17 protein-coding genes are annotated in these 23,880 nt (G+C 61.3%); 8 read left to right on the top strand and 9 right to left on the bottom strand.

All coding sequences use genetic code 11. The features are described from left to right. Positions 1–6: 6 nt before the first annotated feature. The 7 genes from ACQKI2_RS12730 to ACQKI2_RS12700 all read right to left on the bottom strand — a co-directional run bounded on the left by ACQKI2_RS12730 (position 7) and on the right by ACQKI2_RS12700 (position 7,649). A complete protein-coding gene (locus ACQKI2_RS12730; protein ID WP_427380038.1) occupies positions 7–1,824 on the bottom strand; it encodes a PHA/PHB synthase family protein in 1,818 nt (605 codons plus the stop codon). Further along, on the bottom strand, positions 1,805–2,134 hold the full coding sequence (locus ACQKI2_RS12725; protein WP_427380037.1) for a hypothetical protein: 330 nt from the start codon (positions 2,132–2,134) through the stop codon (positions 1,805–1,807). The genes ACQKI2_RS12730 and ACQKI2_RS12725 overlap by 20 nt, the downstream gene beginning before the upstream one ends. A 104-nt stretch (positions 2,135–2,238) precedes the next feature. Beyond that, complete coding sequence (locus tag ACQKI2_RS12720) at positions 2,239–3,450, bottom strand: acetate/propionate family kinase (RefSeq protein ID WP_427380036.1); 1,212 nt, start codon at positions 3,448–3,450, stop codon at positions 2,239–2,241. Next, complete coding sequence (locus ACQKI2_RS12715) at positions 3,447–4,394, bottom strand: bifunctional enoyl-CoA hydratase/phosphate acetyltransferase (RefSeq protein WP_427380035.1); 948 nt, start codon at positions 4,392–4,394, stop codon at positions 3,447–3,449. Before ACQKI2_RS12715 ends, ACQKI2_RS12720 begins: the two co-directional genes overlap by 4 nt. A gap of 220 nt (positions 4,395–4,614) precedes the next feature. Next, positions 4,615–5,118 carry a tellurite resistance TerB family protein gene (locus tag ACQKI2_RS12710; RefSeq protein ID WP_427380034.1) on the bottom strand — a complete coding sequence of 168 codons (504 nt, stop codon included), beginning with the start codon at positions 5,116–5,118 and terminating at the stop codon, positions 4,615–4,617. Positions 5,119–5,148: 30 nt separating this feature from the next. Further along, on the bottom strand, positions 5,149–5,715 hold the full coding sequence (locus tag ACQKI2_RS12705; RefSeq protein ID WP_427380033.1) for a hypothetical protein: 567 nt from the start codon (positions 5,713–5,715) through the stop codon (positions 5,149–5,151). A gap of 77 nt (positions 5,716–5,792) precedes the next feature. Continuing rightward, a complete protein-coding gene (locus ACQKI2_RS12700) occupies positions 5,793–7,649 on the bottom strand; it encodes a hypothetical protein (RefSeq protein WP_427380032.1) in 1,857 nt (618 codons plus the stop codon). Positions 7,650–8,196: 547 nt separating this feature from the next. Here ACQKI2_RS12700 and ACQKI2_RS12695 point away from each other — a divergent pair. From ACQKI2_RS12695 to ACQKI2_RS12665, 7 genes are all read left to right on the top strand, one after another. Further along, entirely contained in the window at positions 8,197–10,926 is a 2,730-nt protein-coding gene (locus tag ACQKI2_RS12695; protein WP_427380031.1) for a cation-transporting P-type ATPase, read from the top strand. A 137-nt stretch (positions 10,927–11,063) separates the two neighbouring features. Beyond that, complete coding sequence (locus ACQKI2_RS12690; protein ID WP_427380030.1) at positions 11,064–11,801, top strand: ABC transporter ATP-binding protein; 738 nt, start codon at positions 11,064–11,066, stop codon at positions 11,799–11,801. After that, positions 11,798–14,188 (top strand): ABC transporter permease, encoded by a 2,391-nt coding sequence (locus ACQKI2_RS12685; RefSeq protein WP_427380029.1) that lies wholly within the window; start codon positions 11,798–11,800, stop codon positions 14,186–14,188. The genes ACQKI2_RS12690 and ACQKI2_RS12685 overlap by 4 nt, the downstream gene beginning before the upstream one ends. 11 nt (positions 14,189–14,199) lie before the next feature. Continuing rightward, positions 14,200–15,426, top strand: coding sequence for an efflux RND transporter periplasmic adaptor subunit (locus ACQKI2_RS12680; RefSeq protein ID WP_427380028.1), 1,227 nt, complete (start codon positions 14,200–14,202; stop codon positions 15,424–15,426). A gap of 150 nt (positions 15,427–15,576) precedes the next feature. After that, complete coding sequence (gene gntA / locus ACQKI2_RS12675; protein WP_427380027.1) at positions 15,577–16,248, top strand: guanitoxin biosynthesis heme-dependent pre-guanitoxin N-hydroxylase GntA; 672 nt, start codon at positions 15,577–15,579, stop codon at positions 16,246–16,248. A gap of 3 nt (positions 16,249–16,251) precedes the next feature. After that, positions 16,252–16,905, top strand: a complete 654-nt coding sequence (locus ACQKI2_RS12670) for a DUF1989 domain-containing protein (RefSeq protein WP_427380026.1) — start codon at positions 16,252–16,254, stop codon at positions 16,903–16,905. 27 nt (positions 16,906–16,932) lie between these two features. Further along, positions 16,933–17,202, top strand: coding sequence for a hypothetical protein (locus tag ACQKI2_RS12665; protein ID WP_427380025.1), 270 nt, complete (start codon positions 16,933–16,935; stop codon positions 17,200–17,202). Positions 17,203–17,236: 34 nt separating this feature from the next. On the opposite strand, the gene ACQKI2_RS12660 is transcribed toward ACQKI2_RS12665, so the two are convergent. After that, a complete protein-coding gene (locus ACQKI2_RS12660; RefSeq protein ID WP_427380024.1) occupies positions 17,237–19,744 on the bottom strand; it encodes a pyrroloquinoline quinone-dependent dehydrogenase in 2,508 nt (835 codons plus the stop codon). Between the two features lie 587 nt (positions 19,745–20,331). Between ACQKI2_RS12660 and ACQKI2_RS12655 the strand changes: the two genes are divergently transcribed. Further along, positions 20,332–21,333 carry a histone deacetylase family protein gene (locus ACQKI2_RS12655; RefSeq protein ID WP_427380023.1) on the top strand — a complete coding sequence of 334 codons (1,002 nt, stop codon included), beginning with the start codon at positions 20,332–20,334 and terminating at the stop codon, positions 21,331–21,333. 71 nt (positions 21,334–21,404) lie between these two features. Here the strand turns inward: ACQKI2_RS12655 and ACQKI2_RS12650 are convergent, their stop codons facing one another. Continuing rightward, complete coding sequence (locus tag ACQKI2_RS12650) at positions 21,405–23,606, bottom strand: TonB-dependent receptor (protein WP_427380022.1); 2,202 nt, start codon at positions 23,604–23,606, stop codon at positions 21,405–21,407. Positions 23,607–23,880: the final 274 nt, after the last annotated feature.

Below are 23,880 nucleotides of genomic sequence, written 5' to 3'. Positions count from 1 at the left end.
AGATCATCAGGTTTCCAGCACATAGGTTCCCGGCGCCGGGCCGAGGACCTGACGCGCCGCCGGTGGTGTTACGGGGGAGGCCGCGCTTGATTTCGTTTTCAGCCAGCCGAGCCATTCGGGCCACCACGACCCTTCCTTCCGATGGGCGCGGGCCAGCCAGGCATCAGGTTCAAGGTAAGTCGTCCCGCCGATCGCCGGACCTGCATAATAGTAGGCCCCGGCCTTTCCGGGCGGGCTGACGACACTCGTATTGTGCCCGCCGCCGGTGAGCACGAATGTCGTCTCGGCGGACCCGTGGAGACCGATCCTGTGAACGGAACGCCAGGGGGCAATATGATCCCGCTCCGCTCCCAAAGCGAAGATGGGAGCCCGGATATCCTTGACGGCAACAAACTCGCCCTCGATCGAGAGTTCGCCATGCGTGAAACTGTTTTCCATGAAAAGCTGGCGCAGGTATTCGCTGTGCATACGGGCTGGCATACGGGTCGGATCGGCCAGCCACGCTTCCATGGGGCCCGGCTCGGCACTGTGCCCAAGCATGTAGCGCTCTACGATCCGTGAGTACACGAGTTCATGGGCGCGCAGCACGGAGAAGGCGCCTGCCATGTTCCGAGCGTCCAGCGTGCCGTCAATGTGCATCATGTCTTCGAGGAGCGCGACCTGGCTTTCATCGATGAAGAGCAGCAGTTCACCGGCTTCCCGAAAATCCGTTTGGGCGGCAAGAAGCGTCAGCGAGGCCAGCCGGTTGTCACCGTTGCGTCCCATCACAGCGGCGGCGATTGCCAGGACCGTGCCGCCGAGACAATAACCAACGCCGTGGACCGGGGTGCCACCGCACGCCGCGTGGACGACTTCCAGGGCTTCCATCACGCCATGGCGGCGATAGTCATCAAATGCCGTGTCACGTAGATCCGCCCCCGGATTTTTCCAGGAGATCATGAAGACGGTGTACCCCTGCGAGACCAGCCAGCGGACGAAGGAGTCTTCCGGCGTGATATCCAGGATATAGTATTTCATGATCCATGCGGGCACGATCAGCACCGGCTCGGGATGCACTTTTCCGGTCGCGGGTGCGTACTGGATGAGTTCGAACAGATGGTTGCGATAAACGACCTGGCCTTCTGTGATCGCCATGGTTTCACCAACCCGCCAGGCTTGCTTTTCGTCCCGCCGGAGGTGGCCGCTCTGCGCGCCGATGTCCTGCCAGAGATGTGTCATGCCTCGCATGAAGTTCTGCCCGTGGCTTGCAAGGGTCGCATCCCGCACATCGGGATTGGACCATGGGAAATTCACGGGCGCGAGTGCATTCAGGAAGGAAGATCCCATGAACGCCACACGGCGGGCATGGTGATCGGCGACACCGCGCAGGCACGATGTGGCGGCGCGCCACTGTGCCTCGGCTGCGAGATGCGACTGCGCCAGAAAGCGATAGGGCGCCCGGTTCCAGCCGGGACTGCGGAACCGCCGGTCTCCGGGCTCCGGCTTGAACGCCCACTCCTCTCCTTCGCTGGCGCGCGCACTTTGCGTCAGCGCCCGAAGGGCTTCGGACCAGCGCCACCAAAGCTCGATCTGCCGTGCGGGCGAGACCGAAAGATGAAAATACCAGTCTTCCCATGCCTGAAGGGCCGCCCAGGGCGATTGGCCGCCTGTCACCTGCGCGAAGCGGCCGCGCAAGCGCCGGTCAAGATCCCGGAACACGTCCTGGATCGCATCAGGTTGGGCGCACCCCTCGGCATCCCCTTCCGCCGCCGGGCGCCGGAGGGCCTCTTCCGAATGCACCTTCAACGGCGCCGAGCGTGGCCGCTTATTTCTGGGTGCGGTCAAGGAGACGCGCCGCCTCGTCGGCATAATCGGTCACCGCTTCAATGGCGGCATTGCGCCAGATCTCCAGGAAATCCTTCGGCGAGCGGCAGGTTATGAAAGCGGTAAGCGCACTTGCATTCTTGCGGGCACGATCGACGTAGAACCGTGTCATTTCCATCTGAATCTCGCTCATCCGGCGGAAACTTTCCAGGGCTGCTGGCGGGCTGGCGCCCGAACTGGCCATCGGCCATGCTGACATAAATGGATCGACAGCGGAAAATGCTTTCGGTGCGGCCTTGACGTTTTCAGCTTGGGTGGATGCACGTGCCATGATGATGCACTCCTTCTTCCAGGTCAGGATTCCAGTTTTCCCCCTTTTTTGAATATGCTTGCAAAGACACAATCAACCTATACGTAGTTGCCGCAATGGCATCTTCAGGTTGACGAATCTTGGCGGGCTACTTCGTATACAGACAGACAGCCGAGAGCGATCTCCGCTTCCTCGTCCGCAGGCACGACAGCAACCCCGATTGGTGCGTCTGGCGGGGACAGGATGGGCGCGCCAGCCATATTTGCTGCCGGATCAATAGCCACACCGGCCCATGACAAGCCGTCGGCAATGCCTGCCCGCACCCGGTGTGAGTTCTCTCCAATGCCAGCTGTGAAAACGATGGCGTCCAACCCGCCGAGCGCCGCAATCAGGGAGCCGCATTCCCGCACGATCCGGTAGATAAAGAGGCCGATTGCTTCTTCGGCTTCCGGCGTCCCGCTCGCCTCGACCGTTCGCAAATCGCCTGACACGCCGGAGACGCCGAGTAACCCTGACTGCTTGCGCAGCATGATCGAGACGTCCTCCGGGCTCATCTGCCTTTCGCTCAGCAGATAAAGAATAGCACCCGGATCAATGTCGCCGGCGCGCGTGCTCATGGGCACGCCGGAGATCGCGGAGAACCCCATGGAGGTGGCTATGCTGCGGCCGTCCAGTATCGCGCAAAGACTGGCGCCGCTGCCCAGGTGCAGGGCGAGGGTCCGCCGATGGGGGCGATCAGGGAAAAGGTCCGGCAGCCGCCGCGCGATGTTGGCGTAAGACAGGCCATGATAGCCGTAGCGGATGATGCCTGTGTCACTCAGGGCGCGCGGGATTGCATAGAGTTGTGCGAGCCGCGGTTGCCTCCTGTGAAAGGCCGTGTCGAAGGATAGCGTCTGGAACAGGTCAGGCCGCTCCGCAGCTACGGCGCGCACCGCGCTGAGATTGTGGGGCTGGTGATCGGGCGCTAGCGGGCACAGGGTGTCCAGATGGTCCAGCATGTCCGGTGTGGCCCGGCGCGAGTCCACAATGCGGGCCCCGCCCTGAACGACACGGTGTCCCAGCGCATGCACCGGTGCGCCCAGAGAGGCTTCTGTTGCCGCCAGCAGGCGCGGCGCCAGGATTTTCGGGTCGAGGTTCGAAATATCGGCAGCGGCGAGAAATCGTTCTGCAGTTTCCGGGTTTGCCGATTTTGCCGACAAATGCGGCGCCGCTGGCAATCCCGATAGGTTGGCGCGCAACAGCTCCGCTCCGGCCCCGTTCTTCGCGCCGAAACTGTAAGCGGCAACCTTGATGCTGGAAGAGCCGGAGTTCAGCGTAGCAATACGAACGCCGTTCATTTTGCCGCCTCAGACCAGTTCAGATACGCGGCCGCCAGCGCGCAGGAAGCCACCCGCTCTTGCGCGGTGTCGGAGCGGCTGGTGAGGATGATGGGAACCTTTGCGCCCAGCACAAGTCCGGCTGCCGCCGCGCCTGCGAGATAGTCGAGTTGTTTGGCCAGCATATTGCCCGCCTCGATAGTCGGGACGATCAGGATATCGGCGGCACCCGCGACTGGGGAGACAAGACCTTTTGCCTCTGCAGATGCCTTCGAGATCGCCAGATCGAAGGCGAGCGGTCCATCGACGGGGCCACCTTTAATCTGCCCACGGTCTGCCATTTTGCACAAGGCGGCGGCATCTATTGTCGAAGGCATTTTCGGATCGACGACTTCGGTGGCAGACAGAATGGCCGTGCGCGGTGGATCGATACCGATGGCACGTGCAAGGTCGATTGCGTTCTGCACGATCCAGCGTTTCGTCATGAGGTCTGGCGCAATGTTGAGGCCGCCGTCCGAAATCAGAAGCCATGTCGGCCAGGCCGGCGTTTCCATGACAAAGATATGGCTCATCCGCCGCTCGGTGCGTAGGCCCGCGCCGGCCGCCACGCATGCGCCCATGAGTTCACTTGTGGAGAGCGCGCCCTTCATCAGCGCCGAAACCTTTCCGGCCGCAGCCACGCTCACAGCCTCTGCGGCGGCCGCGTGGCTGTGCGGCGTATTGACGATTTCGATCCCCGAAAGGTCTATGCCCGCTGCCTTTGCGGCCTGCGCAATGCGAGCGGCGGGTCCGATCAGGACGGGTTCGATCAGGCCCGCCTCGCGTCCGGCCATGGCGCCTGAGAGGGACAGGGTGTCGATAGGATGGACGATCGCGGTCCGGATTCCCGGGCGTCCCACTTTGGCAATAAGGTCCGAGAAAGCGTTTTCGGGGTCACCCTTGTATTCAGAAACTTCTTTCAGCATTGTGTTCCCTTCATACTGCTTCGGCCTCCAGGGCCGGGCCGATTTGAAGCCTATGGCTCACTGCCGCGACCGGCCCCCACTAGCACCGCTTGAACGCGACTACCTTCACGCAGCAGCGCGCAGAGCGCAACCGGAGCGCAGAAAGTTCCCTTCGATCAAAGCCGAAAGAGGACAGACCGTCAGAGTGTGCGCCGTCTACGGATAGAAACGCCGATCTCTTCTAGTAGCGGTTTTTGACTGACAGGATGTGGGCGGCCTGGCGCGCATCTTCCGGGGTGATGCTGAGATTTGCCAGGAGCGTTTCAAGATATTCGGCTTCTGCCGGGACCATGACACCGTCTGCCAGGCAGAGATCCAGGCAATGCAGAAAGACCGATAGGTGCATGTCGTGCGGAAGTGCCCGGCAGGCTTCCGCCTGCCATTCCGGACGGTCGGCGCGGCGCTTGATAGCCGTCCGGTTGATGGCGGCGAGTTCGTTGGGATCAAGATTGCGCAGGACGCGGGAGCGATGTGCCAGGGCCATCAGTTCTTCTGATTCCTGCTGCGCCATACGGCCGTCTGCCAGCGCCGCCGACAGGACAAGACAAAGAAAGGCTTCCGGAATGGTCCAGTCTGTCTGACGGTCCGGAAACTCCGATACCAGTTCTTTCAGGCTGAACGCGGGCTTCACCTCGACTGTAACAGGGATGAACAATTCGCCAGGGGTTTGGATCAGGTCGGTCATGGTTTGGGCTTTCTGTAAGGAGGTGGGCAATCAGTCCGGACGCGGAGCAACTGGAGCGGGCGGCCAAGCTTCAATCTGGGTCTTTATCTGCTGCAAGCGGTCGCGGCGGGCGCGCAGGGCGTTGACCGTCTGGTCCAGCCACTCGACTTGGGCTGGCAGCTCTGTGAGGTGCTTGGGCGCGCCGGCCCGGCTGGGCTGGGCAAGAAGCGCTGCAATCTCTTCTTCGAGCCGGTCAGATTGCTGCTGCAGCGTCACAATGCTTTGAAAGGGCGCATAGCTGTCGATTTCTTTCTTCTGCTGCCGGATGGTTTCGGCTTGCGAATTGAGTTGCGTGTCCTTCGCCTTGATCTGCTCAGTCAGCTTTGTGATCTGAACTTCTGCCTGTTCGGCCGCGGCGGCGGCATTCTGCTTGACCATCGCCATCCCGAGGCCGGCCGCGACAATAACGCCGGTAAGGAAGACCACGGCAACAAACAGGCGCGCCCGGCCGCTTCTGGCCTTGCTGGCTTCTTCGGAAAGGGCGCGCATGTCTTCTTGGGTCGGCACAGGCTGGAAGACGAGTCCTTCGGTGCGGTCAGGGTCGTTTGTCGGCTGCATGGTTCAGATTTCCAGTAAGAGAGCGAGAGGGCGAATGGGCTGCTTCTGGCGGGAGGAGGAAATGCCGGGCCGGATAATCAAGATGCAGAGCATTTGAGGACTCCATAGTGACCGAAGAAGGAGTCCAGTTCGGTCCATGTGCCGGACTCTGGTGGGATCGTGACTTCCCGGCGGCACCGGCTGATAACGGTCAGGCCGCTTGCGAGCATGTCTTCGACATTGACTTCGCGCTGCAGGTCGTCGAACCCGACCTTGGTGCTGGCGCCGGGCTGTGCTTTCGCCGCCTGCTGGCCGGCCCGAAAGGATTCTTCGGCAAGACGCAGGACGCTTCTCCAATAATCCTGCGATGCCGCATTGTAGGCGGAAACATCCATAAGCTGGGCCTGTTTCAGGAAATACATGCCCCGGAGCAGGTATCTTTCGGGAGTAGTTCCAGACGGGCAGCGCTGCAGTGACGCGGCTGTTCTCACATCCTTGCCTCCGGCGAGGATGTGCGCGAGGCAATCGAGCCGGATATACTTGACCGCAAAGCTGTTGGACTGGGCAGCAGCGTCCCCGTGGGTGAGCATACGGGATTGCCAGCCCGGACGGCGGAGGATGGACTCGGAGATACCGGCCATATAGTGCGCTTCGGCGTCCAGAGGGCTTTGCAGCCGGGGGATAACCCGGGTAAGCGCATCAAGGACGCCGGCATGGTCTGCCCGGGTAAAACGCAGCCGCCCGACCATATACTCCAGATCAGGTCCAGCCTTTCGGGATGTATACAGAGGTTCCAGTACGGCAAGTGCCTCGGCGGGTTTGCCAGCTTTCTCCAGAAGGCGAGCGAGTGACAGAGACGCTTGTTCTCCATTGTCCGTACCCGCAAGGGCCAGCGCGGCGCGATAAGCCGCCTCTGCATCGCTTTCGCGGCCTGCGCGTACATAGGCGCCGCCGAGCGTGATCCAGCTCTGATATGCCGGCGCCTGGAGGATTGCCGTTTCGAGCGCCCGGATGGCGCTGTTGATCAGGGTTTCCTCTTCGAGTGGTGTGATCTCTCTGGCATCCGCGAGGCTCAGATAGCTCGCTCCCAGACGTTCAAGGTCGGCTGCGTGGTCTGTGCCTCCCCCGGCCTGGCTCAGCGCCTGCGCCGCATCGAAGGCGTCTATGGCCGCCTCGAAATAAAAGGAAGCGCTGGTCCGGTCAAGTTCGGCTAGCTTCAGATGGACCAGACCCATGTTACGATATGCAGGCAGTTTCAGTTCATCTGATTGCAGAGCATCCGTATAGCTCGCCACGGCGGACGTTCCGAGGGAAATGGCCTCGGCTTTGCCCGGCTGTGTTCCTCCCGAATTCAGCATGGAGGCGCGCAGCTGCTCTGCCCTTCCAAATGCGATCTGTGCGAGCCTTTCCACCGCTGCGGCGGAGAAATCCGGGCAGCGCTGAACAATGTGCCGCAGATCGGTCACCTCCAGGGATTCCTGCGCGGGATCGCGGAGGAAATTCACCTGCGACCGGAGACTGAGCGCGCGGCAGGCGAGCGCGGAAACAACACCATCCTCTGAGGCGGCCATCCCCTCCCAGTTGTATGATCCGAGCGCTTCATTCGCGGCCAGGAGGCACGCTTCCGGCGTGCCACAGGCCGGGGCCTGCATTTTCGACGCCCCCTTCAGCGCCGCGCCGCGCACCAGGCGGCGCCGGATATCAAAGCGCTGATCTGTTCCGGTAACGGCCATGTTGGCAGCGGGAGGCGGGAGTGCCTCCTGATGAATGAAAGACCGCTCGATATGGTCGAGGGCGAAGCGGGTGCAGCGGCTTGTCTCGCAGGCCAAGGTATCGGCTTGCTGATCGGCAAGGAGATTGAAGGCCAAGGCCGCATTGAAATGGGCGCTCGCGCGATCGATGCCGCTCTTGCGGGGGTCGGCTGCTGCCTGATTTCCGGAACAGGTCAGCGCCATGCGCTCTGCCGTGCCGGGCTGCGGCTGTACGTCTCGGCGAAAACAGTCTTGTAGGCCCGACCAATGGTCAAAGCCAGTTTCTGAAGGAGCGGGCATCGATGCACAGCCGGCAGCGGAAAACGCAAGAAGCATGGCAACTGCCCATCCCTTGGGATTGCTCGATTGATTTTCCCCCACGCCCATCTTCTGGTCCGCCTGTGTCTCCGCCTTATGGTTAATTATTGGAAGCAGCTTCGCAGTTTTCCCATCAGGAGAACTACCTAACCGCCTTCAAGCTCTGCGCGCCTCGGCAGAGAGGCGAGACCTGGATTTGTGCGTCTGCGGAAGTTAAACTGCATCTGCATCGAAAGCCGTTCTGTGAGTGCCGGGCAGCCTGCGACCTGAACGAATACGTAAAAGCCGAACTTGCGGGCTCCTCCCCGGGTCGTCATGAATATTGGCGACACATGCAGAGCGTAAGACGCAAAGGGACGGGTTCGTAGCGGCAGGTTCGCCGGGAACAGATTGCAGACCGTGCTTGCGCATAGCCGTCAATTTGGAGGCCCCCATGACCAACCAGTCCTTGGAACAGATCCTTGGCGCAGCCGCGCATTACGCCGCCCCTGCCTCAGAGAGCCTGACGGCTTTACAGGTTGATGCCGTCCTGGGGCTAACGGATGAGGAAGCTGCCCTCCGCCTGGAGAAGTACGGCCCGAACCGTCTGCCCGCTCCCAAAGGGCGCCATCCCGTGCTCCGGTTTCTTTCGCATTTCCACAATGTGCTGATCTATGTCCTCATCGGCGCCGGATTGGTCACGGCGCTGCTGCAGCATTGGATTGATACTGCAGTTATCTTCGCCGTCGTGATCGTCAACGCCCTGATCGGCTACATTCAGGAAGGGCGCGCCGAACAGGCGATGGCGGCGATCCGCAACATGCTCTCGCCTCATGCTTCGGTATTGCGCGGCGGACACAGGCTGACGGTGGAAGGCGAAGCGCTGGTGCCCGGCGACATTGTATTGCTCGAAGCGGGCGACAAGGTGCCCGCTGACCTGCGCGTGATTCAAGCGAACAATCTTCAGGTACAGGAAGCGCTTCTCACCGGCGAATCCCTGCCGGTGAGCAAGCAGATCGAGCCTGTGGCCGCCGATGTGCCGCTGGGCGACCGGAAGTCCATGCTGTTCAGTGGAACGCTTGTAACCTCCGGCACAGCGCGCGGCGTCGTCACGGCAACCGGAAAGAATACCGAGATCGGACGGATAAGCGGGCTGCTGGGCGATGTGCAGACGCTGAGCACCCCGCTGATGATCCAGATTGCCGGCTTCGCGCGTTGGCTGACGGTCATGATCCTGCTGATATCGCTGGTGCTTCTCATCTTTGGGTACTTCGTCGATCACTTCGCGTTTATCGACGTGTTCATGGCAGTGGTCAGCCTCGCAGTGGCCGCCATTCCCGAAGGCTTGCCGGCTGTGCTGACGATCACGCTGGCGGTTGGTGTGCAGGCGATGGCGCGGCGAAATGCGATTGTCCGGCGGCTGCCCGCGATTGAGACTGTCGGATCGGTCTCGGTCATCTGTACAGACAAGACAGGCACCCTGACCCGCAACGAAATGGTGGTCAGCGCTGTCGTCACTTCTGCAGGCGTCTGGAAAATCGGAGGAGAAGGCTACGCGCCGCGCGGCCAGGTCGATGGGGGTGATCCGTCCACACTGGAGGCCCTCGCCCGGGTTGCTGCCCTCTGCAACGACGCCAGCCTTGTTGATGTGGAGGGCGACTGGCAGGTGGAGGGGGATCCGATGGAGGGCGCGTTGATCGCGCTTGCCGGAAAGCTTGGAATTGACCGGGCCTCTGCAGAGGCCACCTCGCCACGCATTGCCGAGATACCTTTCGATTCTGCTACACGTTACATGGCGACGCTTCACCAGGCAGACGGCGGCGGCGCCCTGATCTGCGTCAAGGGCGCGCCGGAACGGATTGTCGAGATGACCACCCATCAGCGTGCTGCCGACGGGATAGCTGAGCCAGTCGATACCAGATTCTGGCAACAGGTGGGCAGCGACATAGCCGGTCAGGGCATGCGGGTGCTGGCGCTGGCAGAGCGGCGCCTCGATACGGTGCCGGATGTTTTTGCCCCGGCTGCTTTGGGAGAAGGCCTTGTTCTTCTCGGACTGGTGGGCCTGATTGATCCTCCGCGAGCGGAAGCGATTGAAGCGGTTGCTTCCTGTCACAAGGCGGGCATCGCGGTGAAGATGATCACCGGCGACCATGCCGGCACAGCGGCCGCGATCGGGCGTCAGATCGGTTTGCTGAATCCGGACACGGTGCTGACCGGTGCAGATCTCGACATGATCAGCGATCCTCAGCTGCAGGAGTTGATCGAACGCACGAACATTTTCGCCCGGACCAGCCCGGAGCATAAGCTGCGTCTCGTAACGGCCCTGCAGGCGCGCGGCCTCAGCGTCGCCATGACCGGCGACGGCGTAAACGATGCACCCGCGCTTAAAAGGGCGGATGCGGGCATCGCTATGGGACGCAAGGGATCGGAAGCGGCCAAGGAGGCAGCCGATCTTGTGCTTGCAGATGACAATTTCGCGTCCATCGTTGCGGGCATTCAGGAAGGCCGTACCGTCTATGACAATATCAAGAAGGTGATCAGCTGGACCCTGCCGACCAATGCCGGGGAGGCTGCGACGATCCTTGTCGCGCTGGTGTTTGGCTTTGCTCTGCCGATGACGCCGATCCAGATACTCTGGATAAACCTGATCACGGCCACGACGCTTGGGCTTGCCCTCGCATTTGAACCGACCGAGAAATCCACCATGAGCCGGCCGCCACGGCCCCGGAACGAACCGCTGCTGACTGGCGGGCTCGTCTGGCATATCGTCCTTGTATCCATGCTGTTCCTGGCAGCAGTCTATGGCATGTATCTCTACGCCATTGACCGGGGATACCCTACCGAAGTGGCGCGCACCATCGCGCTGAACACACTCGTTGTGCTCGAGATATTCCATCTTTTCTTTATACGGAATATATACGGCACGTCGCTGACCTGGGATGCCGTAAAGGGAACCAGGTTCGTCTGGTTCGCTGTGTTGACGGTCGCTGCGGCGCAGTTTGCCGTCACCTACATTCCAGCGATGCAGGAGATCTTCGGCACGGCGCCGGTGTCCCTTTTCGACGGCGTTGTGATCATTGCTGTGGGGGCAGCCTTCTTTGCTATTATCGAAACGGAGAAGCAGATCCGGCTGCGCGCGGGCCAATTGCGCGCGGGCGGGCATCATCAGGCTGCCGGCACATAGGTTCACGGAGCCAAAAATGGCTTACTTTCTCTCTCGGGAGATTTCCCGCCTAGGGAGTATTACCTAGGGCTGCTCTGGCCTGTGTCCTAGTATGAACACGATGAAAAGCCGCCCACCGATACCGGAGCGAAGGTTTCATGCCGCACACAATCGCCCCCGCCCTTCCTCATGCGGGCAATTGTTTCGAGGTCCGCGGACTTCGGCGCGTCTATGGGGCCGGCGCGGCGGCGGTCCATGCGCTCCGCGGAATTGACCTTGACCTTCCGAAGGGCGAACTGGTCGTCGTCCTCGGTGCCTCGGGCAGCGGGAAGTCCACTTTTCTGAATATTATCGGTGGCCTCGACCGGCCGACAGAGGGAACGGTCCTGTACCGGGGGCAGGATATTTCAAAAGCGACGGATCGTGCGCTGACGGATTACAGGCGCCGTCATGTCGGTTTTGTGTTCCAGTTCTACAATCTGATGCCGAGCCTGACCGCCTGGGAAAATGTGGCGCTGGTAACGGAGATTGCGGAAAATCCTATGCCGCCGCACGAGGCGCTCGCGCTTGTGGGTCTGGAAGAGAGGGCGAACCATTTTCCAGCCCAGCTTTCGGGCGGTGAGCAGCAGCGGGTTGCTATCGCGCGGGCGGTGGCCAAACAGCCGAATGTGCTGCTGTGCGACGAGCCGACGGGCGCGCTCGACTCCCGGACGGGCGTGCGCGTGCTCGAAGCGCTCAAGACGGTGAACGAAAATCTAAACGCCACGACGCTGCTGATCACACACAATGCCGGTATTGCGGCGATGGCGCATAGGGTGATCGAGTTCTCTGACGGATTGGTCCGGGAGGTGAGAGAGAACCGGACGCGGATCGAGCCTGGTGAGATTTCCTGGTGAGCTTCGTTCATCTTCCTTTCTGGCTGGGCATTCTTGATCGCAAATTGCTGCGCGACCTCTGGAACATCCGCGTACAGGTGCTTGCGATTGCGTTTGTGATTGCCGGCGGGGTGTCGATCCAGCTCCTGTCAGCAGGCCTGATGACCTCTCTGCAGGAAACCCGGCGCGTCTATTACGAGCAATCGCTGATGGCGGATATCTGGGCGCCGGTTGTGCGTGCCCCGGATCGTATTGCCCCGGCGCTTGCCGCCATCAATGGGGTCCAGGCAATTGAAGCCCGCATCCGCATGCCGGCGCGAATTGAGGTGCCAGGCAGGAGCGGTTGCGCTGCCGGAGAGCTGATCTCTCTGCCGGAAGGCCGGGAAGCGTCGGTCAACAGGTTGTATCTGGAGGTCGGCCGGCTGCCGGATCCCCGTCGCCGCGACGAGGCGGCGGTGCTGAAAGGGTTTGCGCTCGCGAACGGTTTGTTGCCCGGCGACACTCTGGATGTGATCGTGCAAGGGTCGAAGTTTCGCCTGACGATCACCGGATTTGTTCTGTCTGCAGAACATGTATACAGCATCGCGCCGGGCCAGCTTGTGCCGGATGAAGCCGAGTTCGGCGTGCTCTGGATGAGCCATCTTCCTCTGGCCCAGCTTACAGACCGCCGGGGCAGCTTTACCGAGGCAGTCTTCCGCCTCCGCGATCTTGCGCAGGAAGCTCCGGCGATTGCCGAGATCGACCGGCTGCTCGCGCCCTATGGAGGTCTTGGCGCCTATGGGCGCAAGGATCAGGTTTCCGATGCATTCGTCTCCAGCGAGATCGATCAGCTGCGAACACTGGGGCGGGTTGTGCCGCCCGTGTTTCTCGCTGTGGCGGCGTTTCTTGTCTATGTGGTCGTCTCTCGCCTGGTTCAGGTTCAACGTCCTGCAATCGGTCTTCTGAAGGCGTATGGCTACAGTGACCTTGAGGTCACGATACACTATTTCCGGCTGCTGATGATCATAGGCGGCATCGGGGTTCTGATCGGAATTCTGCTGGGCGCCTGGTTTGGTCACCGGCTGACCGCCATGTATATCCGCTACTATGATTTTCCCTACCTCATCTTCCGGGCCAGCCTGACAGATTATGGGATTGTCTGCGCGGTGTCCGCTGCCGCCGTTATCGGTGGCGGGCTCGTCGCCGTCCGGCGTGTCGCCCGGCTGAACCCCGCTGAGGCCATGAACCCGCCCCCGCCGCCGGATTTTTCCCGCGGCGCCGGAACCTTGATCACAAAGTTTGATTTCATCGATCAGCAAACCCGGATGATCCTGCGCCAGATCGTGCGTTGGCCGGGCCGGGCCGCACTGACGGTCAGCGGCGTTACCGCTTCGCTGGCGCTGCTGATTTCGGTCATGACCATGACCGATGCCATGCACTACATGATCTCGGCCCATTTCGCCGAGGCCAATCGTTACGACGCCGCCGTTACTTTCAATGAGGCGCGGGACGCCCGCGCCGAACGGGAGGTGGCCCGTATGCCCGGGGTGACCATGGCGGAGGCTTTCAGGGCTGTGCCGGTCAAGCTGGAGGCCGCCCAGCGCAGCGAACGGGCCGTAATTATGGGAGTGATGGAAGGCGCGGAACTCTCCCGTCTTCTGGACGCCGAGGGGCGCCCCGTGACGCCGCCGCCGGGCGGCCTTGTCCTGTCGTCTGATCTGGCCGCGCGCCTCTCCATATCGGCAGGCGAGGAGGTTCGGATCAGTGTCCTGGAGGGGCGCCGCCCGGTTCGGACCCTGCCGGTTTCCGCGATCGCAGAGACCTATTTCGGATCAGGCGCCCAGATGGAAGCCGGCGATCTCGCCCGGCTTGTAGGCGAAAGCCAACTGGCCTCCGGGGTCTATCTTCGCTTGGACCCGGAACAGGAAACCGCAGTCTACAACAAGCTTCGCGAGGCGCCGCTCGTCACCGGCGTAACCCTTCAGAATGAAGCGCGGGACCGCTTGTCGGACCTGATGGACGAGAATCTCGGCGTGTCGCTCGGCGTGTTCGTTGTCTTCGCCGCCGTGATTGCGCTGGGCGTGGTCTACAACACTGTGCGGATCAGCTTCATTGAGCGTCAGCGGGAGTTGGCTTCCTTGCGCGTGCTGGGTTTCTCGCGCGGCGCTGTCTCTTACATACTGCTTGGCGAAGTGGCGTTGTTGACCCTTGCGGCCATTCCTTTGGGCCTGATCGCCGGGGCAGGATTGTCGGTGTATTTCTCACACGCCATGGCATCTGACCTGTTCCGGCTGCCTTTCGTCATCAACCCCGCGACTTACGCTTTTGCCACGCTCATCATCCTGGGCGCGGCGGCCCTGTCGAGCCTGCTCGTGCGTCATCAGATCGACCGGCTGGACCTCGTCGAAGCCCTCAAGGGCCTTCAGTGATGGAGACACCAATGCCCTTCCGCCTCCCGCAACTTGTGTTCCGGCACTATCTCTGGGCAGGTGCCGCGCTCATTCTGGCCTTGCTGCTGGTCTCTGCCTTCATGCCCCGCGCGCTGGAGGTTCAGCTCAGCGACATCACGCGCGGTGAGGTCAAAGTCGAGGTCCGGGAGGAAGGGCGCACGCGGGTTCGCGATATCTATCTTGTCTCCGCGCCCCAGGCCGGACGCCTCCTCCGGATCGGAAATCCGGTTGGCGAAACCGTGCAGGCCGGGGCAGTTGTTGCTGTCCTTCTGCCAGGAGAGGCCGCGTTGCTGGACCCGCGCAGCCGCAGCGAAGCAGAAGCCGCCCTCAGGGCATCGACCGCAGCCTACAGCGCTGCCGAAGCCGGTCTGGCGGAAGCCGAAGCTGCGCTTGAGCTTGCCCGGCGGGAAGCAGAACGGGCAGAAACACTTTTCGCCCGGGGTGTTTCTTCCCAGGCGGCGCTTGACCGCGCGCGCGCCGAACTGGAGGCGTCGCAGACCAGGCGCAACGCGGCGGCGGCCGGCGTTACCCGGGCAGCCGCTGAGAGAAGCGGCGCCGCGTTGCGGCTCACCCCGCCCCGCAACGGTCAGCGAGCGGCCGACGTCATCGACATCCGCGCGCCGGTCACGGGAAGGGTGCTGCGGGTCATGCAGGAAAGCGAAGCGGTCATTGCCGCAGGAGCGCCTATCCTCGAGATCGGCGACCCGGCCAGCCTCGAGATTGTCGCCGAATACCTGTCTGACGACGCCGTGCGCATTGCTCCCGGCGCGCCTGTCCGTATCGAAGCCTGGGGCGGAGAGGCTCCTCTGGAAGGGCGTGTACGGATGGTGGAGCCGTTCGGCTTCCGTAAGGTCTCGGCCCTCGGAATTGAAGAGCAGCGCGTCAATGTGATCATCGATTTTTCCGGTACGGGCGCCGATCCGCAGGTTCAGCGTCTGGGCCATGGCTACCGGATGGAGGTATTCGTCCTTGTCTGGTCGGGCAGCCATGAATTGCGCGTGCCGGTCGCTGCGCTGGTGCGGCAGGGCAGCGGCTGGGCCGTCTTTCGCGAGGACAATGGCAAAGCTATGCTCACTCCCGTCGCTATCGGGCCTCAGGATACACGTTACGCTGTTGTGGCGTCCGGTCTTTCCGAGGGCGACCGTGTGATCCTCTATCCCGGCCGCGATATCGAACCGGGCAAGTCGATCCGCGCCCGCCAAAGCCAGAGCGAATAAACACATATATCCGCAGGCCTGGAACCCGCCAGTGAACAAGGAGTTGGGGTACAAGGGGGCCTCATGAAGGAGAGTCTGAGAAGCGTCAGGAACCTCTTTGGGACTGCAGCGTTTTTGTGCACCCAATGTCAAAGTCAGATCAGGTTTGCCATGATAACCCTTTCGGACACAAACGAGTATAAAGATGAACTTACAGAATTCATCCGGTCCGACAGCTTTCCCTGCGTCGGCGCCAAATCCGCGCTGGCCCGGAATGAGCTTGTTGTCGGCCTCTATGAAGACATCACTACCCCCGCACATGATATAGAGTTGCGGGAAGATCTGCTCGGTTTCATTCGCAACCTCGACAAAACCGGCCCGGTTGTGCAGTCTTTCACCGCGATCTTCCGGGGGCCGGACACATTGTCCGAGGCCGCCTTCGAAAAAGCACTCTGGAACCGGTTGCAGTGTCTGCATAATCTGGATGCTGTCACCGGCGCGCCCTGGGCGGAGGGAACCTCACCGGATCCCTCTTCGCCTCATTTTTCCGTCAGCGTGTGTGGTGAGGCATTTTTCGTGATCGGTCTTCACCCGGGGGCCTCGCGGCCAGCCCGCCGGTTCAGCCATCCTGCCTTGGTGTTCAATTCTCACGACCAGTTTGAGCGTCTACGGACGGATGGGCGCTTTGATCAGATGAAATCCATCATCCGCGAGCGGGAGAAAGCCAGCGCAGGGTCTGTAAATCCCATGTTGACTGACTTTGGGGAGCGTTCCGAGGCTCGCCAATATTCCGGGCGGCTTGTCGGCGACGACTGGACCTGCCCCTTCAAACCAAAGGTATAGACCATGCAGCGCATTCCTCCGAAATCCGGCGCCGCCTTTCTGATCAAGGCGGGGCAATATCTGAAAGTGACCGATCCGGAAGGGGAACAGGTCAGCGATATGGTTGCCTTTTCCGCCGCCGATACAGGGGAGTTTTTATCTTCCGGCAGATCGCTGGATTATGCCAGCCGGCTATATCTCACGACCGGCGACTGCCTCTATTCGAACAGGAGCCGGGAAATGTTCGATATCGTCGCCGATGAGGTCGGCCGGCACGATTTCACCCTGACTCCCTGCTCAAGAGACACGTTCCGCATCATCTATGGCGAGGAGTCCCCGTCTGGCGGATGTCAGGAGAATCTGGAGCGTGTTCTGAGGCCCTGGGGTATTTCGCCCGACCGGATTCCCATTGCCTTCAACTGCTTCATGAATGTGGCCGTAGACGGAGACAGTGGAGAGATCAGGGTGCTGCCGCCGTTGAGCCGGCCGGGCAACTCCATTGTCTTCCGGGCCCGGATGGATATGATTGTCGGGTTGACCAGCTGCTCTGCCGGGCAATCCAACAATTTCCGGTATAAGCCCATAGATTATGAAGTGTTGCCAGATTTCGCCGGCTTGCCCGATCCGGCAGGCGGCGCGGCGCAGGCGGCTTTCGCCGACGGGCGGCCAGACCCATAGCGCCGCAAGGGAAATGGAGGGCGGACGATGAAACCGATCGGGATGGAAGAGTTGGAAGCCAGGCTGACAGCTCAGCGCCGGGTGCTGATGTGGCTGGTGAAGGAACTACCGGCAGACCAGGCCGCGCGGTTGCTTGCGGACCTGTGGGAACCGTTTCCGCCCCAGGACGCGCAAGAGGATCCTGGCGCCGTTCCGGTGGATGCCTTTGCGGCCGCCGCAGGCTACACCGCAGAAATCCGGACGATCCTGCGAGACGTGCGCTCTTCCGTCATGCCGCCCAGTGAAGACAAACCCTGAATTTCTGCTAAGCGCTCTTCCTTGAAGGTGCCCGCTACCGGGTTTCCGGAAGCGCGTATACCTTGAGATAATCGCCAGGCGTCGTTTCAAACCGTGCATGGCCGGTGGCCGAGACCGCGACGTACTGGCGGCCCTCATGCTCATAGGTCATGGGGCCTGCCTGCGGCCCTGCCGGCAGGCGCGCTTCCCAGACCAGCTTGCCGGTTTCTGTTTCAAACGCCCGCAAGAAGTTGTCCTGTGCGGCCCCGATGAAGGTCAGCCCGCCAGCGGTGACCAGCGGCCCGCCGAGATTCGGCGTGCCTGTGGGGATCTTGAGGAAGGTGGGGATACCCAGCGGGCCGGTATCAAAGCCCGTTCCCAAAGGCCGTGACCAGACGATCTCACCAGTATCAAGGCTGATCGCAGATATGTAGCCCCAGGGCGGCGAGATGCAGGGGACCTTCAATGGCGACCACCAGATAGGCCGGGTTACACCAAAAGGCGTGCCGGCATGGGGCGCAATGGCCTGATCGGGACGGGCGCCCCCCGATCCCACGGGCAGATCGCTGACCTCATCGCGGGGATGGAGCACAACGCGATTTGGCAGGCGGGAATTATTGGCGATAATCAACCTGCGGTCAGGGTCATAGCCCACGCCGCCCCAGTTTAGTCCGCCCACCGTGCCGGGAAAGAGCAGCATGCCTTCGCCCTCGGGTGTGGGGGGCGTGAACATCCCTTCATAGCGGTGGCGGTGAAAGCTGATCCGGCACAGCGCGGCATCGACCGGTGTGAGGCCGAAAGCGTGCCGGGCGTCGATCTGTTCGGGATCGCGCCCGGGAACGCCCCCGATATTGGGGAAAAAGACGGACTGTGGCTGGGTCGGCGCGACCCAATCGCCAGGGGGCGGGCCCTGGGGCGTGGGGCGGGGTTCGACAGGCCGCAATGGCTCGCCCGTGAGAGCATCAAGCAGGAACAGATTACCGGTTTTGCTCGCCTGCAGGATCGCCCGGCGCGCCACCCCTTCGATGGTCACGTCAACCAGAACCGGCTGGGCGCCCAGATCATAGTCCCACAGGTCGTGCGTAATCGTTGAATAGACCCACCGTTCGGCACCTGTCTCCAGATCGACGGCGATAACGGCGTCAGTGACACGGTCTTCTTCTGCCTGACGGTTGCCGCCCCACTGGTCAGCCGCCGCATTGCCGGTGGCAAGGAAAGCGAGCCCGAGGGAGTCATCTGCTGAAACGACGTTCCAGACATTCGGTGTGCCGCGCGGATAAATTTCACCGGGGGCCAGCGGCGCCTGCGGATCGGGGCGCAGGGCGTCCCACGCCCAGCGAAGCTCTCCGGTGCGGGCATCGTAGGCGCGCACCACGCCGGAGGGGGCGTCGCGCCGCTGATTATCGCTGACCTGCTGGCCAAGGATCAGAAGCCCGCCAGCGACCGTTGCGCCCGACGTGTTGGACGCAAAGCCAGGCGCACGCAGGCCCATCCCAGCTGTCATATCTACTGTTCCGCCCTCGCCAAAATCCTCGCAGAGGAACCCGCCAACAGCGTCGAGCGCGATGAGGCGGCCGTCGGCGGTAGAGACGTAAACACGCCGGTGGCATTGGCTTCCGCCGCGAGGCACGGCGCCGATGGCGCCTTCCACCGCCGGCATGTGGTCGATTGCCTCGGGCCGGCCGGCTGGCTCGCCATCATCATGATACGCCACGGCGCGGCAGGCGGCTGAAAAAAGGGCTTCCATGGATGTGTGCGGAACGCCGGGATCATAACTCCAGCGCACTTCGCCCGATCCCGGATCAAGAGCAAAGACCTTGTTTGTAGGTGTACAGATATAAAGAAAATCCTCGGCCTTGATCGGCGTATTCTGAGAGGAATAGAACACACGGCCTTCATTCGGATTCAGGTCGCCTGTCTGGAAGGTCCATGCCTCTTCCAGCCCCGCTACATTCGCGACGGATATTTGGCTCAGGGACGAGTAGCGCCGGCCGCCGGGCGTGCCGCCATAGGCGCGCCAGTCTGCGCCGGCTTCCGCCTGTGAATTACCAGGGGATCCGTCGGCTATGGCCAACTGGCGCGCGGGGCCGGCCGCTTCGATCCGTTCCCAATAAATCAGGACAAGTGCGGCCACCGCGACGGCTGCGCCAAGCAGGGAAACCAGGCCAAACCGGCGAAGCGGCCTGCCCGGAGGAACGCACCACATGAGGCAGCTGAGGGCAATGGCAGCGACCAGCCCCCCAAGAAGGCCAATGCGCCCTGCCAGATCAATGCCCCAGGCCGGTAACCAGCCCTTTCCGGCAATTTCCATCAAAGACCAGACGACGGTTCCGGCAAACCCGGCCGCGTAAAGGAGGAGGGATATGCGATCCTCTCCCCGCCAGCTGAAGGCCGTCGCGGCAAGCAGGACCAGACCTGTCAGAAGATAATAGAGCGTGCCCCCAAGCACGGCGAGCCATAGACCGAGCCCTGACATGGCAAGGCCCAGAACGCCGGCAAGTGTCGAAAAGAAGAGATAGGCCCGGTGCCAGGCGCGGCGTTCGGTAGCGGCCCCTGCTGCCATCGATCAGTCTCCCGTGAATGCCGCCGTCGCTCGCGGCAGCATGGCCGTTGTCCACATACACGCTTCACGCGGTAGCGAGCCGCGGGTCCGGTGAGGGCATTTTACATGCTCTGCCAACAGCGCACGAAACCTGTATCGGTTCCGGAACGGTGCGTAATTTTTCTGGTCAGCGCAGAATGAGCGCAGAATTGCCCCTCCTGAAGAAATCAGTAGGCGGATAAAATTCACCCCAACAATTACTGAACAATTCGGCAAACGCAGCGTTGGGTAGAGTAAACGCCAGGCAAAGCGTGGAATACATGCAGTTGGCCCACGGCGAATTGTCAGTGGCCCAGTCCGGTATGGGCAGGAGAGAATTGCGGTCAGCCTTTCTCGAGACGCGCGCGGCTTTGCTGCAGATTACTGCGCCCTTAAGCGTCAAAGATCAGCAAGTTCAGCCCGCAGGCGGTCTGGACCGATAAGAGCCGGCGGGGTTTGGCCCGGGGCGTGCCCTTTCCAGTGAAGTTTTGGCCTGTCCCGTCATAGCGGGCCGCCCTGGTCTCGGCTAACCTCTTCTGCTTGTCCCCATCACGATGCAGGAGTGCGCCTTGATCGTCTATTTCGACCCCCGCCAGACCTTTCATGCACCCCTGCGCGAACTCCACAATGGAGAATGGGTTCCCTACAATGAAAAGCCTGAGCGTGTGAAACACATCGCCGGCCAGTTCCCGGCGCTCGAGGTGCCGGCCGATCAGGGTATGGAGCCACTGCTCGCCGTGCATGATGCGCGGTATCTGGAATTTCTGCAGACCGCGCACAGCCAATGGCTCACCGCCGGAAGGACAGGCGATGCGATCGGTTATACCTTTCCGGTCGTCCGGCGCCGGATCGCGGATCTCGTCCGCATCGATGCCAAAATGGGCCAGTTCAGTTTCGATGCATCAACCCCGATTACGGCGGATACTTGGAGCGCTGCGTACTGGTCCGCGCAGTCTGCCGTGGCGGCCGTGGCCCATATCCAGGAAACTGGCGCCAGGAGTGCCTTTGCGCTCTGCCGGCCGCCGGGACACCATGCCGGCCGTGATTATATGGGCGGTTACTGCTATCTCAACAATGCCGCGATCGCGGCCCGGCACGCGCAACACCTCGGCCGGAAGCGGGTCGCGATCCTCGATATCGACTATCATCACGGAAACGGAACCCAGGACATTTTCTATGAAGATCCCGGCGTGCTCTTTGTGTCGATCCACGCCAACCCGCAGACGGACTATCCATTCTATTGGGGGCATGCAGATGAACGGGGCGCTGGAGACAGCAATCTGAACCTGCCCTTGCCGCACGGAACAGAGATAGACGCTTATCTGAAAACGCTGGGCATTGCGTTGGAGGCGATTTCCAGATGGGGCGCAGATTTCCTGGTGCTGTCTTTTGGCGCGGATACTTTTGAGGATGATCCGATCTCGAACTTCAGGATCCTGCACAAGGATTTCGCCACCCTCAGCCAGGCCATTGCCAGCCTGCGCCTGCCGACCGTTATTGTCATGGAGGGCGGTTATAATGTGGCGGCGCTGGGAGACAATGTCGCCGCTTTCATCAGGGCATTTGACTAGGAACGCCGGACAAAAAAGGAGCGGCGGACGTGGAGTAAACGTCCGCCGCTCCTTCTTGGGCGATAATCAGATCAGTTGAAATTGTACCGAAGAGACATGCCGATGCTGCGTGGCCGGGTTACCGAACCAGCAAAGGCAAAGGGCGCATTCAGGATTCCATATTCATCAAGAAGGTTCTTTGCGAACAGGCTGAGCTGGACATTGCTCGACACGTCGAAGGAAGCATTGAGGTCGAAGATATGGTAGTCGCCCTTTTCCAGGCTGCCGGCAAAATCCACCGGGGCTTCGGAAAGGTAGCGGTGGTTCAGGGACACGAAGGGCTGCCAGGGAAGCGTGTCGAACCGGTAGGACGCTGTGTTCGCGATGGTCCATTCCGACGCGCCCGGAAGACGGGTTCCAGCGGGCGCATTCTCGCCGGGCAGCAGGCTGGAAAGGCGGGCATCATTATAGGAAATGCTCGTCGACAGATTGAGCTGCTGGGTGGCGGCAATCGTGGCAACCAGCTCAACGCCATCAATTTCGGCGCCGCCGCCATTCACGGTGTAAGCCCTGTAATCGCTGGTAAACAGGCGGGCCTGAACGTCTTCCCAATCGATATGATAGACGGTGGCATCCAGGAAAATCCTGTCATTCATCAGGTCGATCCGTGTGCCGATCTCATAGTTCTTGGTGGCATCGCTGCCAAAGGCCAGCGGGAGATCGGGGGAGGCGACCGAATAGACGTTAACCCCACCAATCCGGAAACCCTCAGAATAGAGAGCATATACCATTATGTCATCGTTCGGGGTGTAGGTCAGCGAAACCTTCGGCACAAAGCTCGATTCTTTTCCCGCCGGAGGCTGGTAGTCGAACGGGTCGATAAGGTTTGCGTTGGGCAGGTAAGTCAGGCGCGGGCTGGATTCGTATTCGAAGAGGCGTCCTCCCAGCGTAAGCGAAAGCTGATCAGAGAACGCATATTTGATTTCACCGAACAATGCCTGTTCGGTCACCGAATTGGAGCTGACCGTCCGCTCTGACAAGTCGCCGGGAGCCAGGAGGCTGCCGGGCTGATTGTTGAATTCAGCCGGATTGGCGTCGATATAGGCGGCAATGCCTTCCAGATAGAGCGCGTCAGTATTCTCGGACTTGAGCTTCGTATAGTTGGCCCCGACGATCCAGGTCAGCCGGCCTTCATCCGGGGAAGTGAGGCGGACTTCCAGATAGTCGGTCGTCGACTCGCCCGAGCCGGACGAGAGAAGAGGGGTATTTGTGCGCGGGTCGTTGCCGCCGAAAATCGAATAGTCGAATGCCAGGTCGGCGGACTTTTCAACATAGGATCCTACGACGGTCAGGGTTGCAAAATCAAACTCCTGATCCAGGCGCAGGCTGTGAAGCATGAAGTCCGTGTTCTGATATTCTGCCACATTGGTGGCGCGTTCATAGGTCTCCGGATCGGCGCCGAACAGCACATATGTCTGGTCATCAAGGCTGTATTTCTGATACATGCTCAAGGCGGAGATGCGGGTCGTCTCGTTCGGTGTGTATACGACAGAGGCGCGCAGACCATCCACATCCAGATCGTTGCTGCCGTCTTCTCCCAGCAGCGTATTGTCAAGGTAGCCCGAGTCGAAACGTTGCAGCCCCACCAGGCGGACCGCGAGTTTGTCCTTGATCACGGGCAGGTTGATCATGCCCTTGGCCGCATAGGACAGTTCGTCCACGCCCTTGGTTGACGCGATCATGCCTTCCAGGGCCGCCTCCATCCCGCTGGGGTCGGCTTCCTTGGCAACATAATTGATGGCGCCGCCGAGGGAGGACGATCCAAACAGTGTACCCTGCGGGCCGCGCAGAACCTCGACGCGCTTCAGATCGAAAGAGTCAACGTCTGGAATAACCAGAGGGAAGCCGGGCTCGATCAGCGGGATTTCGTTGAGATAGTAGCCCGTCGCCGTCTGGTTGGCCTCATGATACGTCGTTGAGGCGACCCCGCGGATCACTACTTCCGAAACCCCGGGCTGATAGTCGTTGAATACGACGCCTGGAATGCGCGTGATATAATCGGAAAGGCTTTGCGCGTTCAGATCCTGAAGCGCCGATTCGGAGAGCGCGGAAATGGATCCTGGAACTTCCCGGAGCGACTGTTCCCGCTTGGAAGCCGTAACCAGGATGGTTTCGTTGACCAGCGCAGAGTCCGAGTTCTCCGCTTCCTGGGCAGCGGCAAGGCATGGAAACAGGCCGATTGCCAAAACAGAGCAACTGGCGAGGAGTGGTACTTTCAAGGTCTTGATGAGCATGGTCTTCCCCGTGTTGAGACACATTCACAATGATTAGCAAATCGGCTCTTGGCTCTTTCACTGGGGTCAGATGCTAACTGTGGTGGGCCAATCCCGGGCTTCCCCCTGAATGCAGGGGCACTACCCGGTCTCTCCATCCTGGGGAACCGGGCGCAGCCAGGAAAGCCGGAGAGCTGGCAGGGCTGTCTAGCCGCAAACTCCGTAAACGGAGGTATAGGCCGGCGATGCAGGCGGGTAAAGGCGCTGGACCGGCTGCGTGCCAAGTTCGCAGGCA

This window comes from Hyphomonas sp. NPDC076881, assembly GCF_050269995.1.
Lineage (GTDB): Bacteria > Pseudomonadota > Alphaproteobacteria > Caulobacterales > Hyphomonadaceae > Hyphomonas.
Note: the sequence above shows the minus strand (reverse complement) of the source record. Positions and strands in the feature narration are given on the sequence as shown.

Bases quoted from the DNA above. Each gene is read 5' to 3' on its own strand.
- ACQKI2_RS12725 (WP_427380037.1), bottom strand. From the start codon at position 2,134: ATGGCACGTGCATCCACCCAAGCTGAAAACGTCAAGGCCGCACCGAAA.
- ACQKI2_RS12720 (WP_427380036.1), bottom strand. From the start codon at position 3,450: ATGAACGGCGTTCGTATTGCTACGCTGAACTCCGGCTCTTCCAGCATC.
- ACQKI2_RS12715 (WP_427380035.1), bottom strand. From the start codon at position 4,394: ATGCTGAAAGAAGTTTCTGAATACAAGGGTGACCCCGAAAACGCTTTC.
- ACQKI2_RS12710 (WP_427380034.1), bottom strand. From the start codon at position 5,118: ATGACCGACCTGATCCAAACCCCTGGCGAATTGTTCATCCCTGTTACA.
- ACQKI2_RS12705 (WP_427380033.1), bottom strand. From the start codon at position 5,715: ATGCAGCCGACAAACGACCCTGACCGCACCGAAGGACTCGTCTTCCAG.
- ACQKI2_RS12700 (WP_427380032.1), bottom strand. From the start codon at position 7,649: ATGGCGCTGACCTGTTCCGGAAATCAGGCAGCAGCCGACCCCCGCAAG.
- ACQKI2_RS12695 (WP_427380031.1), top strand. From the start codon at position 8,197: ATGACCAACCAGTCCTTGGAACAGATCCTTGGCGCAGCCGCGCATTAC.
- ACQKI2_RS12690 (WP_427380030.1), top strand. From the start codon at position 11,064: ATGCCGCACACAATCGCCCCCGCCCTTCCTCATGCGGGCAATTGTTTC.
- ACQKI2_RS12680 (WP_427380028.1), top strand. From the start codon at position 14,200: ATGCCCTTCCGCCTCCCGCAACTTGTGTTCCGGCACTATCTCTGGGCA.
- gntA (WP_427380027.1), top strand. From the start codon at position 15,577: ATGATAACCCTTTCGGACACAAACGAGTATAAAGATGAACTTACAGAA.
- ACQKI2_RS12670 (WP_427380026.1), top strand. From the start codon at position 16,252: ATGCAGCGCATTCCTCCGAAATCCGGCGCCGCCTTTCTGATCAAGGCG.
- ACQKI2_RS12665 (WP_427380025.1), top strand. From the start codon at position 16,933: ATGAAACCGATCGGGATGGAAGAGTTGGAAGCCAGGCTGACAGCTCAG.
- ACQKI2_RS12660 (WP_427380024.1), bottom strand. From the start codon at position 19,744: ATGGCAGCAGGGGCCGCTACCGAACGCCGCGCCTGGCACCGGGCCTAT.
- ACQKI2_RS12650 (WP_427380022.1), bottom strand. From the start codon at position 23,606: ATGCTCATCAAGACCTTGAAAGTACCACTCCTCGCCAGTTGCTCTGTT.